At 53.0% G+C, this 11281-nt stretch carries 11 protein-coding genes; 9 read left to right on the top strand and 2 right to left on the bottom strand.

The window, feature by feature from the left end; translation table 11 throughout:
* Position 1: 1 nt before the first annotated feature.
* The 8 genes from ihfA to FD744_RS10260 all read left to right on the top strand — a co-directional run bounded on the left by ihfA (position 2) and on the right by FD744_RS10260 (position 6386).
* Positions 2 to 304 (top strand): integration host factor subunit alpha, encoded by a 303-nt coding sequence (gene ihfA / locus FD744_RS10295; protein WP_007892687.1) that lies wholly within the window; start codon positions 2 to 4, stop codon positions 302 to 304.
* Positions 305 to 495: 191 nt separating this feature from the next.
* Positions 496 to 858: a DUF2502 domain-containing protein gene (locus FD744_RS10290; RefSeq protein ID WP_097119263.1), complete on the top strand. Its 363-nt coding sequence runs from the start codon at positions 496 to 498 to the stop codon at positions 856 to 858.
* 90 nt (positions 859 to 948) lie between these two features.
* Positions 949 to 1932 (top strand): vitamin B12 ABC transporter permease BtuC, encoded by a 984-nt coding sequence (gene btuC / locus FD744_RS10285; protein WP_160868163.1) that lies wholly within the window; start codon positions 949 to 951, stop codon positions 1930 to 1932.
* Between the two features lie 39 nt (positions 1933 to 1971).
* Positions 1972 to 2517, top strand: a complete 546-nt coding sequence (locus FD744_RS10280) for a glutathione peroxidase (protein WP_034821708.1) — start codon at positions 1972 to 1974, stop codon at positions 2515 to 2517.
* Complete coding sequence (btuD, locus tag FD744_RS10275) at positions 2518 to 3264, top strand: vitamin B12 ABC transporter ATP-binding protein BtuD (protein ID WP_160868162.1); 747 nt, start codon at positions 2518 to 2520, stop codon at positions 3262 to 3264.
* Positions 3265 to 3332: 68 nt separating this feature from the next.
* Positions 3333 to 3794: an NlpC/P60 family protein gene (locus FD744_RS10270; RefSeq protein WP_097119267.1), complete on the top strand. Its 462-nt coding sequence runs from the start codon at positions 3333 to 3335 to the stop codon at positions 3792 to 3794.
* Positions 3795 to 4105: 311 nt separating this feature from the next.
* Positions 4106 to 4849, top strand: coding sequence for an EAL domain-containing protein (locus tag FD744_RS10265; RefSeq protein ID WP_097119291.1), 744 nt, complete (start codon positions 4106 to 4108; stop codon positions 4847 to 4849).
* A gap of 97 nt (positions 4850 to 4946) precedes the next feature.
* On the top strand, positions 4947 to 6386 hold the full coding sequence (locus FD744_RS10260; RefSeq protein ID WP_097119268.1) for a YdiU family protein: 1440 nt from the start codon (positions 4947 to 4949) through the stop codon (positions 6384 to 6386).
* 5 nt (positions 6387 to 6391) lie between these two features.
* On the opposite strand, the gene FD744_RS10255 is transcribed toward FD744_RS10260, so the two are convergent.
* Together FD744_RS10255 and FD744_RS10250 are read right to left on the bottom strand one after the other, a co-directional pair.
* Positions 6392 to 7438 (bottom strand): 3-deoxy-7-phosphoheptulonate synthase, encoded by a 1047-nt coding sequence (locus FD744_RS10255; protein WP_160868161.1) that lies wholly within the window; start codon positions 7436 to 7438, stop codon positions 6392 to 6394.
* 148 nt (positions 7439 to 7586) lie between these two features.
* Positions 7587 to 8414 carry a pyruvate, water dikinase regulatory protein gene (locus FD744_RS10250; protein ID WP_034821695.1) on the bottom strand — a complete coding sequence of 276 codons (828 nt, stop codon included), beginning with the start codon at positions 8412 to 8414 and terminating at the stop codon, positions 7587 to 7589.
* A gap of 450 nt (positions 8415 to 8864) precedes the next feature.
* Between FD744_RS10250 and ppsA the strand changes: the two genes are divergently transcribed.
* The gene (gene ppsA / locus FD744_RS10245) at positions 8865 to 11252 is read left to right on the top strand and encodes a phosphoenolpyruvate synthase (RefSeq protein ID WP_160868160.1); all 2388 of its coding nucleotides are present in this window, start codon (positions 8865 to 8867) and stop codon (positions 11250 to 11252) included.
* Positions 11253 to 11281 lie beyond the last annotated feature (29 nt).

Below are 11281 nucleotides of genomic sequence, written 5' to 3'. Positions count from 1 at the left end.
TATGGCGCTTACAAAAGCTGAAATGTCAGAGTACCTGTTTGAAAAACTCGGGTTGAGCAAACGCGATGCCAAAGAGTTGGTTGAGCTCTTCTTTGAAGAAGTTCGCCGCGCGTTAGAAAACGGAGAACAGGTTAAACTGTCCGGATTTGGTAATTTTGATCTGCGTGACAAAAATCAACGTCCGGGCCGTAACCCGAAGACGGGGGAAGATATTCCTATCACTGCCCGCCGAGTGGTGACCTTCCGTCCGGGACAGAAGTTGAAAAGTCGCGTTGAGAACGCGACACCGAAGGACGCTGACTAATTTCAGTATGACAAAAAGGCCGCTTAGCGGCCTTTTTTATTGGCTGTAAAATGGCTGTTCTGCGCAATCTTTCCATAATGTCAGGATTTCGTAAGTATCCGGAAAATAGGATGAAAATCGGCACTGGCTGATAGTGACTGCGGCAATCCATTTGTTATAACAGCGCCATCACATAACAAGGGGTATTGCTGATGAAAAAGACAGCACTTTTACTGGGCATCCTGTTAGGCATGCCGCTGCTGGCTAACGCCAATGTTTCCGTTAACATCAACACACCGGGTGTTTCTATTCATATCGGTGATCAAGATAAACGTGGCTACTACTGGGATGGCTACGACTGGCGTGCGCCAACCTGGTGGAAACAGCACCACAATCAACGCATCGGCACCAAAGGCCCGCACGGTTACTGGAACGGTAACGGCTGGCAGCCACAGCACCCGGGCAATGCGCCGCACCACGATAACAAACCGCAGCCGCGCGACCAGCATCATGACTCGCGTGATAGCCACGACAAGCGTGATAATCACGGTCAACCGATCCCGCCTCATCAGTAAGCGTTGCTCAGCGGCACCCACTCGGTGCCGCTTTCTTTTTGCCACAATCCCACTACAATCAAATCTCTGTTTTCTCTGCCAATCTTATCTATGACTCTGTTGGACCAGCTTGCCCGTCAGGCCGATCGTCGTAGCCAGCGCTGGCTGATGCTGCTCGGTGCCATTCTGCTGCTGCTGTTTATTCTCAGCCTGTGCGCCGGAGACAGCTGGATATCGCCAACCCAATGGTTTTCCTCTAACGGTGAACTCTTCGTCTGGCAGTTGCGCTTACCGCGCACGCTGGCCGTGCTGCTGGTGGGGGCTGCGCTGGCGGTGTGTGGCGTGGTGATGCAGGCGCTGTTCAACAATCCCCTGGCGGAACCCGGCTTGCTTGGCGTATCCAACGGCGCGGGTATTGGGTTAGTGTTGGGTGTGATGCTGGGCAATGGCTCGCTATGGAGCCTGGCGCTGGCGTCGATGGCGGGGGCGTTATTGATCACGCTGATCCTGCTGCACTTTGCCCATCGTCAGCTTTCGGCCAGCCGCTTATTGCTCACGGGGGTCGCGCTCGGCATTATCTGTAGCGCAGTGATGACGTGGGCCGTGTACTTTAGCACCAGCCTCGATCTACGGCAGTTAATGTACTGGATGATGGGCGGCTTTGGCGGTATTGACTGGCGCTATGGCTGGATGATGCTGGCGCTGTTGCCAGTTACGCTGTTGCTGACCGGAACCGCGCGGACGTTGAATTTACTTTCACTGGGGGAAACCTCGGCGCGTCAGCTAGGCCTGCCGTTATTGTTATGGCGTAACCTGTTAGTGTTGGCGATGGGCTGGCTGGTAGGCGCCAGCGTGGCGATGGCCGGTGCCATCGGGTTTGTCGGATTGGTCATCCCTCATCTGTTACGCTTAAGCGGTTTTAGCGATCACCGATACCTGCTGCCCGCCTCGGCGCTGGCAGGGGCTGCGGTGCTCCTCGGGGCAGATATTATCGCCCGGCTGGTGCTGACGTCGGCAGAGTTGCCGATTGGCGTGGTCACCGCCACCCTCGGCGCACCGCTGTTTATCGTGCTATTAGTGAAATCTTCGCGCTAGCAATGGCTGGCATCTTGGTCTCAACAACAGGAATCGACAATGAGCATTTATCAGACAGAACTGGTTACCCTGGACGGCGAAAAAACGACGCTGGCACAGTATCAGGACAACGTACTGCTGGTGGTCAACGTGGCGTCAAAATGTGGGCTGACGGCGCAGTATGAGCAGCTTGAGTCACTGCAGAAAGCCTGGCAGGACAAAAACTTTAGCGTGCTGGGTTTCCCCTGCAACCAGTTTCTGGAGCAGGAACCGGGCAGCAACGAAGAGATCAAAACCTTCTGCAGCACCACTTATGGTGTGACTTTCCCGATGTTCGATAAAACCGATGTGAACGGTGCCAATCGTCATCCGCTGTATGCGCAGTTAACGGCGGCACAGCCTGAAGCCGAACGTCCTGAAGGCAGCGGTTTCCTCGAGCGTATGGTGAGCAAAGGACGTGCACCAAAAGCCGAGGGCGACATTTTGTGGAACTTCGAAAAATTCCTCATCAACAAACAGGGTAAGGTGATTGCGCGTTTCTCTCCGGATATGACGCCTGATGATCCGATCATCCTGAAACGCGTTGAGCAGGCGCTGGCAGAGTAAATGTTGTTGCAGTGTCAGGGAGTCAGTGTCGCGGGACGTCTGGCTCCGGTTGATCTCAGCGTCAATGCAGGTGAATGGATACATTTGGTGGGCCCGAATGGCGCGGGAAAAAGTACTCTACTCTGTGCGCTGTCGGGATTATTGCCGGCTCAAGGCGTGATTCAGCTTGCAGGAACGTCGTTGAGCCGCTTAAGCGGGGCTGCGCTGGCTCAATGGCGTGCCTGGTTACCGCAACAACAGGCCGCGTTAGGGACCATGCCCGTCTGGCACTATCTGCGTATGCATTTCTCTTCGGCGTCGCCGCAGGTAGATGTCACACTCAATGATGTGCTGACGCAACTCAGCATACACGACAAATTAACCCGTCAACTGACGCAGCTCTCTGGTGGCGAATGGCAGCGTGTGCGGCTGGCGGCAGTAGTGATGCAAATCCATCCGGCGATCAATCCTCACGGCAAGCTTTTAATTCTGGATGAGCCGATGACGGCATTGGATGTCGCGCAGCAGCGAGCCGTGGATAAATTGCTGTTTCAGCTGTGCCACGCCGGTATTGCGGTGATTGCCAGCGGCCATGATCTTAACCACAGTCTGCGCCATGCCGACCGCGTAGGATTGATGCATCAGGGGGAAGTGGTGATGCAGGGACGTGCGCGGGACGTCTTAACCGCCGCCAATCTCTCTCCGTTGTACCAAACCGAGTTTCAACAATTTGATACACCGCAAGGCCCTCTGCTGTTTATTCCCTGAATAACATTGCCTGTTAAGCAGATTTGCCGCTAAAGTGTCATCCGGGCGACGGATTTAGGGACATTCTGATGCGAATAACGGTATTTCTTCTGATGCTGCTGCTGGTTGGGTGTAGTAGCCATCACGCGCCGCCGCCGAATGGCCGCCTTTCTGATTCCATCACCGTGATTGCTCAACTCAACGATCAGTTAGGTCGCTGGCGTGGCACGCCTTATCGCTACGGCGGGTTAAGTCGAGGCGGTGTGGATTGCTCTGGTTTTGTTTATCTGACCTTCCGCGATAAATTCGATATGCAACTGCCGCGTTCTACCGTTGACCAGACGGATATTGGCACTCGCATTGATAAACGCGATTTGCTGCCCGGTGATCTGGTCTTCTTTAAAACGGGCAGCGGAGAGAATGGCCTGCATGTGGGTATTTATGATACCGATAACACCTTTATCCACGCTTCTACCAGCCAGGGCGTGATTCGCTCTTCGCTGGATAATGTCTATTGGCGCAAGGTATTTTGGCAGGCACGTCGTATCTGAATGATTACCATACCAGTGCTGAATGACCTATTCTCTTCATGGTTTTTCAGCCGGTTTATTATTGAATTCCCCTCAAATTTAACTCTCATTTAAAATGGCACTTTACCTGTGCTCGCATAAATACTAAAAATAAGACTGAATTTATTTAATGAGTATGGACAACCACCTCGGCTATTTGGCTTAAGTTTTATTTATGGCTTAAAACGGTTTAATCAGGCACAAAATTGCGTCTCTTCTAACGTTTGGTCCTATTGCCTGACCGTTTTCATTGATATACGATGCGCCAATTGCCACTGCTTCTGGCTGCTAAAATGAAAGTCCATTTATCTGCCGACTATCAGTCGGAAACCTGGTTCTATCCAGTTTATACACTGGCGGGCCAGCTGACTGCGGTCGAGCTGGTGACGCAATTCGTCCACGACAGCGCACCTATTACGCTGCCGCAGGATTTGCTGTTGCCGCAATTAGACGATGCGCAGCAATTACGGTTAATGCAGAGCCAGCTTTCTTTACTGGAAAAGTACCGTGACTTTTTTGAGCTACATCAAATTACCGCTTTGGTTCGTATTGATGATTCGATGGCGTTAACGCTGCTTGAAAGTGAATTTCTGTTAAGGAAATTTAAACAACTTCCTTTTATTATTCTCGATATTAGCGAAACGTTTCCGCAATTAGCGCGTGGAAAAGCGCAGCCACTTCTGGCAACATTACAGCAGGAATTCCGTTTATCACTTTCCCAATTTGGTGCGGGTAAAGCACCTGCGACCGCAGTTTACGATAATCTCTTTAGTGTACTGAAACTGGATAAAACCTTTATACAAGGCCTGGCTAAACGTGCATCTTTTACACCATTTATCCAAACGGTCATCGATAATTTCTCAGATTATGCCGATCAGCTCATAATATGTGGTGTTGACGATAACCTCATGCTGGAAAAAGTCAGCACGCTGAGCGGAGCTCAACTGCAAGGCAATTTGTTCCCGGTTGTCAAAGCGGAACGGTTAGGTGATCTTATTTATCCTGATGTGACTTCGCACACCCCTTCACAGCAGTAGTCCTTTCAACTGTCATCCGCTGACGCCCAGCGTTACACTGAACCCTATTCTTTAAACTCACTGTTGGTGCTTTTTGTGTGCACCTTCTGGAGTGGTGATGCAATTTATTAATAGCTGGCAGCAAGAGCTGCCGGGATGCTATACGGCGCTGATGCCAACGCCGTTGGAAGGCGGGCGCCTGTTCTATCATAACGCGCCGCTGGCGGCAGAAATGGAACTGGATGCCGGGCTCTTCACTGGGCAGGGGCACGGCGTCTGGAGTGGTCGTGAGCTATTGCCAGGTATGGCCCCGCTGGCGCAGGTTTACAGCGGACATCAATTTGGTGTGTGGGCCGGCCAGCTGGGCGATGGGCGGGGCATTCTGCTGGGTGAACAGCAACTGACGAACGGACGTAAACTCGACTGGCATTTGAAAGGGGCGGGATTGACACCCTATTCGCGTATGGGTGATGGCCGGGCGGTGATTCGTTCCAGCGTGCGTGAGTTCCTGGCTTCGGAAGCGTTGCACCATTTGGGGATTCCCACCACTCGCGCGCTGGCTCTGGCGATTGGCGATGAGCCAGTGCTGCGTGAAACGCAGGAACGCGGGGCAATGCTGATGCGCATCGCTGAGAGTCATCTGCGTTTTGGTCACTTTGAACATTTTTACTATGGCGGCGAGCAGGATAAGGTCCGGCAACTGGCAGATTACGCCATTCATCATCACTGGCCAGAATTAAGCGATGACGCTGACCGCTATGTGCTGTGGTTTACCGATATCGTGAAACGCACTGCCAGCCTGATCGCCCACTGGCAGAGCGTGGGCTTTGCGCATGGCGTGATGAACACCGACAACATGTCGATCCTCGGACTGACGCTGGATTATGGTCCCTATGGCTTCCTTGATGATTACCAACCCGGATTCATCTGCAATCACAGCGATTATCAGGGGCGTTATTCCTTTGAGAATCAGCCGATGATTGGTTTGTGGAACCTCAATCGTCTGGCGCATGCATTGTCAGGGTTGATGAGCACGGATCAGTTAAAACAGGCGCTCAGCCATTATGAAACGGAACTTATGCGGGTCTGGGGTGAGAAGATGCGCGCTAAACTGGGCCTTCTGACTGCCGATGCCAATGACAACGCGATTCTGACGCAACTGCTGTCGCTGATGACACAAGAGCGAAGCGATTACACGTTGACCTTTCGCTTACTGAGTGAGACGCAGCAGCATCAACAGCGTTCGCCGCTGCGTGATGAATTTATCGACCGCGAGGCGTTTGACCACTGGTACGACGGCTATCGTCAACGTCTGCTGCAGGATGAGGCATCAGATGAACAACGCCAGCAGGTCATGAAGGCGGCCAACCCAGCGCTGGTGTTGCGCAATTATCTGGCACAGCAGGTGATTGAAGAAGTCGAGCAGGGTGAGAAGGCGGCGCTGGAGCGGCTCCATCTGGCTTTACAACAGCCATTTGATGATGCGGCCGTCAGCGCAGAGTTACGCCAACGGCCGCCAGAGTGGGGCAAAACGCTGGAGGTGAGTTGCTCCAGCTAAGGTGATTAAAAACGGCTGTCGACCGCGGCAGCCAGTTTCTGCAGCACTTCGGCGCTATCTTCCCAGCTCAGGCAGGGATCGGTAATGGACTGACCGTAGTTTAACGGCTCGCCGCTCACCACTTTCTGATTACCTTCCTGCAGGAAACTCTCAATCATCACACCCGCCACCGCACGTGATCCCGCACGAATTTGTGCTGCCACATCATCCGCAACATCGCGCTGGCGACGATGCTGTTTCAGGCAGTTACCATGACTGAAGTCGATGATCAGCTGTTCCGGCAAATTAAAGTCACGCAGGTTTGCGGCCGCGGCCGCGACATCTTCGGCGTGGTAGTTAGGTTGACGGCCACCGCGCAGAATCACATGACCATGCGGATTGCCACTGGTCTGGTAAATCGTCATTTGACCGTGTTTATCCGGAGACAGGAACATATGACTGACGCGTGACGCGCGAATCGCATCCACTGCGATTTGCACATTGCCGTCTGTACCGTTTTTGAATCCGACCGGGCACGACAGCGCCGATGCCATTTCACGGTGGATCTGACTCTCCGTGGTGCGTGCACCAATGGCGCCCCAGCTGATCAGGTCAGCAATAAACTGGCCGATCACCATATCAAGGAACTCGGTGGCGGTCGGCATACCGGTGGCGTTGATATCCAGCAACAGTTTACGAGCAATGGCGATGCCGCGATTAACGTCGAAACTGCCATCCAGATCCGGATCTGAGATCAATCCTTTCCAGCCGACCACCGTGCGCGGTTTTTCGAAGTAAGCGCGCATCACGATTTCCAGACGATCCTGGTAACGTTCGCGTAACACGTTGAGGCGTTCGGCATAGTCCAGCGCGGCTTTAGGGTCGTGTAGCGAGCACGGGCCGATAATCACCAACAGGCGTGGATCTTCACCGGTCAAAATGCGTGCAATACGCTGGCGCGCAGCGGTGACGGTGGCCGCCACCTCCGGTGAAATGGGGTGTTCTTGCGCAAGCACAGCGGGCGTTAGCAGGCTGCCGATGCGCGCGGTACGCAGTTCATCAGTCTTGTTCATTGAGATTCTCAAAATCTGTTCTTCGCAACGGTGAAATACCGGGAAGTGATGGTGGTCACAATAAACCAATAGGCCGCGAATTCAACCCGCTAAAAAGAAAGGTGAGCGAAACAAGACGGAAGCCAGGCTTTACGGCCTGGCGTACAGATCAATACATGCTGCGGCGCAGACCCATAATGTCGAGGATTTTGGTGGCAATCTCCTCTACCGAATAGTTGGTACTGTTAAGGTAACGAATCTGATGCGTGCGGAAGAGCGCTTCCACTTCCCCCACTTCCAGGCGGCACTGGCGCATCGAGGCATAACGGGTATTCTCTGCACGCTCCTGCCGAATCGCCGCCAGACGTTCAGGATCGATGGTTAATCCAAACAGCTTATGTTGATGGGCGCGTAACGCCGGCGGCAATTTCAGGTTATCCATGTCATCGGCGATAAAGGGATAGTTTGCCGCACGCACACCAAACTGCATCGCCAGATAGAGGCTGGTGGGTGTTTTGCCACAGCGAGAGACGCCGAGCAAAATGACCTGTGCATCCTCCAGACCACGCAGTGAGATACCATCATCGTGCGCAAGCGTGTAATCAATCGCGGCAATACGCGCATCATATTTGCCGAGATTGCTCGCCGTAAGACCATGGGTTCGGTGCGCCACTGGCATTGAAGCAACGCCCAGTTCACTTTGCAACGGGCCCACTAACGCCTGCACGATGTCCTGGCAAAATCCCTCGCTTTCAAGAATGATTTCGCGCACATCCGGGGTGACGATGGAAAAGAACACAATCGGACGTACGCCGCTTTGCTGATACAGCGCGTTAATCTGCGCCTTCACCGCCTGAGCTCGCTGAACATTCTCAACAAAGGGCAGGGTCACGCTGTTGATATTCACGGGGAATTGCGACAGCACGGCATGCCCCAATACCTCCGCGGTAATGGCGGTACCGTCTGAAATGTAGAACACACTGCGCTCAGTGCTCATAGGCGAAATCCCCTCTTATTTACTTTTGCGTAACAATGTCATTGCCGATGTTTCATTTTAATTAAAAATAAAATGAAATATCCATATCGTGAGTGCTTTCTGCTGGAATTTTATTTTTGTGATGAACAATATTAGATGAAATGCTGTTTTGAAAACGGCTATTTCCCCGCAATTTTTATCACAAGGTAAAAATAAAGTCTGAATCTGTTGCGCAACAAAAAGCAATGGCTAACCCTCTGAAAAGGGGAAAAATATCGTTGCGGCAATGTGTCGGCGTTAAATAAGCCTGTTGCGCAACTTTGATGCCAGCGGGAACTAGTCCGAATTTGCGTTTCTTTTTCTGCTTTAACGATTCAACACTTAGTCTTTATTTATTGATTGTGCCAGGCTGTTTTGGCGAATAGCAAAATGTTCCATGTGCTCCAATCATTTAAATGAAGGATAATCTCAATGTCCAATCAAGACCAACAGTCGCTAGTGCTCTGGTACAACCAGCTTGGCATGCATGATGTTGATCGGGTGGGGGGCAAGAATGCTTCCCTGGGAGAAATGATTACTAACTTGTCGTCACTGGGCGTCTCCGTGCCTAACGGCTATGCCACGACATCTTACGCCTTTAATCTGTTTCTCGATCAAAGCGGACTGAGCCAGCGCATTTATGATTTGCTGGACAAAACGGATATTGATGATGTTGAAGAGCTGGCTAAGGCCGGTAAACAAATTCGTCAATGGGTTGTGGACACGCCATTCCTGCCTGAGCTGGAAGAGGCGATTCGTACTGCCTATGAGCAACTCTCCTCTGATGATGCCGACGCTTCCTTTGCGGTGCGCTCATCCGCCACCGCTGAGGACATGCCCGATGCCTCGTTCGCGGGGCAACAGGAGACCTTCCTTAACGTGCAGGGCTTTGATGCGGTGCTGGTGGCCGTGAAGCACGTGTACGCTTCTTTATTTAACGATCGTGCGATCTCTTACCGCGTGCACCAGGGCTACGACCATCGTGGCGTTGCCCTGTCAGCGGGTATTCAGCGCATGGTGCGATCCGATCTCGCGTCTTCTGGCGTGATGTTTACCATTGATACCGAATCCGGTTTCGACCAGGTGGTCTTTATCACCTCGGCGTTCGGTCTTGGTGAGATGGTGGTGCAAGGCGCGGTGAACCCGGATGAATTCTACGTGCACAAACCCACACTGGCAGCCAATCGCCCGGCCATCGTGCGTCGCACTATGGGTTCCAAAAAGATCCGCATGGTGTATGCCGATTCTCAGGAGCACGGTGAGCAGGTGCGCATTGAAGATGTCGATCAGGAGCAGCGTGACCGCTTTAGCCTGACCGATGACGAAGTGCAGGATCTGGCGCGCCAGGCGGTGTTGATTGAGCAGCACTACAAGCGCCCAATGGATATCGAGTGGGCGAAAGATGGTCACACCGGCAAATTGTTCATTGTGCAGGCGCGTCCGGAAACCGTGCGCTCTAACGGTCAGGTGATGGAGCGCTATAACCTGCAAGGGAAAGGCAAGGTGCTGGTCGAAGGCCGTGCCATCGGCCATCGCATTGGCGCGGGTGAAGTGAAAGTGATTCATGACATCAGCGAAATGCATCGCATCGAGAAAGGTGACGTGCTGGTCACCGACATGACTGACCCGGATTGGGAACCGATCATGAAGAAGGCCTCCGCGATTGTGACCAACCGTGGTGGCCGTACCTGCCATGCGGCGATCATCGCACGTGAGCTGGGCATTCCTGCCGTCGTTGGCTGTGGCGATGCCACCGATTACCTGAAAGATGGGCATAAGGTGACCGTTTCCTGTGCTGAAGGCGACACCGGTTATGTGTATCAGGATCTGCTGGACTTTGAAGTGACCAGTTCGCAAGTGGATACCATGCCGGACCTGCCACTGAAAATCATGATGAACGTCGGTAACCCGGATCGCGCCTTTGACTTCGCCTGTCTGCCAAATGAAGGTGTTGGTCTGGCGCGTCTGGAGTTCATCATCAACCGTATGATCGGTGTACACCCGAAAGCGCTGCTGGAGTTTGACCAGCAGACGCCAGAATTGCAGCAGCAGATTCGTCAAATGATGAAGGGCTTCGATGATCCGGTTGAGTTTTACATCGCGCGTCTGACCGAAGGGATCGCGACCCTGGGTGCGGCCTTTGCGCCGAAGCGCGTAATTGTGCGTCTCTCTGATTTTAAATCGAACGAATACGCCAATCTGGTGGGCGGCGAGCGTTACGAGCCAGAAGAAGAGAACCCGATGCTGGGCTTCCGTGGTGCGGGCCGCTATGTCGCAGACAGCTTCCGCGACTGCTTCGCGCTGGAGTGTGAAGCGGTGAAACGAGTACGTAACGAAATGGGTCTGACTAACGTCGAGATTATGATTCCGTTTGTGCGCACCGTTGACCAGGCGGCGGCCGTGGTGGAAGAACTCGGTAAGCAGGGTCTGAAACGCGGTGAGAACGGCTTGAAGGTGATCATGATGTGTGAGATCCCGTCAAACGCCTTGCTGGCTGAACAGTTCCTGCAGTATTTCGACGGCTTCTCTATCGGTTCGAACGACATGACACAGCTGGCGTTGGGTCTGGACCGCGATTCTGGCGTGGTGTCTGCACTGTTTGATGAGCGCAACGAAGCGGTGAAGGCGCTGCTGTCGATGTCGATTCAGGCCGCCAAGAAACAAGGCAAATATGTTGGAATTTGTGGCCAGGGTCCTTCAGATCATGAAGACTTCGCTGCGTGGTTGATGGAGCAGGGTATTGATAGCCTGTCATTGAACCCAGATACCGTGGTGCAAACCTGGTTAAATCTGGCGGAATTGGATGCGGCTAAGCAGTAATCAGACATCAATTAGGGCGCGTTCGGGGT

It is taken from the genome of Pantoea sp. Taur, from assembly GCF_009830025.1.
Taxonomy (GTDB): domain Bacteria; phylum Pseudomonadota; class Gammaproteobacteria; order Enterobacterales; family Enterobacteriaceae; genus Pantoea; species Pantoea communis.
Note: the sequence above shows the minus strand (reverse complement) of the source record. Positions and strands in the feature narration are given on the sequence as shown.

Excerpts from the sequence above, each read along its gene's own strand:
- FD744_RS10250 (WP_034821695.1), bottom strand. The coding sequence starts at position 8,414 with ATGAGCACTGAGCGCAGTGTGTTCTACATTTCAGACGGTACCGCCATT.
- FD744_RS10290 (WP_097119263.1), top strand. The coding sequence starts at position 496 with ATGAAAAAGACAGCACTTTTACTGGGCATCCTGTTAGGCATGCCGCTG.
- btuC (WP_160868163.1), top strand. The coding sequence starts at position 949 with ATGACTCTGTTGGACCAGCTTGCCCGTCAGGCCGATCGTCGTAGCCAG.
- FD744_RS10270 (WP_097119267.1), top strand. The coding sequence starts at position 3,333 with ATGCGAATAACGGTATTTCTTCTGATGCTGCTGCTGGTTGGGTGTAGT.
- FD744_RS10280 (WP_034821708.1), top strand. The coding sequence starts at position 1,972 with ATGAGCATTTATCAGACAGAACTGGTTACCCTGGACGGCGAAAAAACG.
- ihfA (WP_007892687.1), top strand. The coding sequence starts at position 2 with ATGGCGCTTACAAAAGCTGAAATGTCAGAGTACCTGTTTGAAAAACTC.
- btuD (WP_160868162.1), top strand. The coding sequence starts at position 2,518 with ATGTTGTTGCAGTGTCAGGGAGTCAGTGTCGCGGGACGTCTGGCTCCG.
- FD744_RS10265 (WP_097119291.1), top strand. The coding sequence starts at position 4,106 with ATGAAAGTCCATTTATCTGCCGACTATCAGTCGGAAACCTGGTTCTAT.
- FD744_RS10255 (WP_160868161.1), bottom strand. The coding sequence starts at position 7,438 with ATGAACAAGACTGATGAACTGCGTACCGCGCGCATCGGCAGCCTGCTA.
- FD744_RS10260 (WP_097119268.1), top strand. The coding sequence starts at position 4,947 with ATGCAATTTATTAATAGCTGGCAGCAAGAGCTGCCGGGATGCTATACG.
- ppsA (WP_160868160.1), top strand. The coding sequence starts at position 8,865 with ATGTCCAATCAAGACCAACAGTCGCTAGTGCTCTGGTACAACCAGCTT.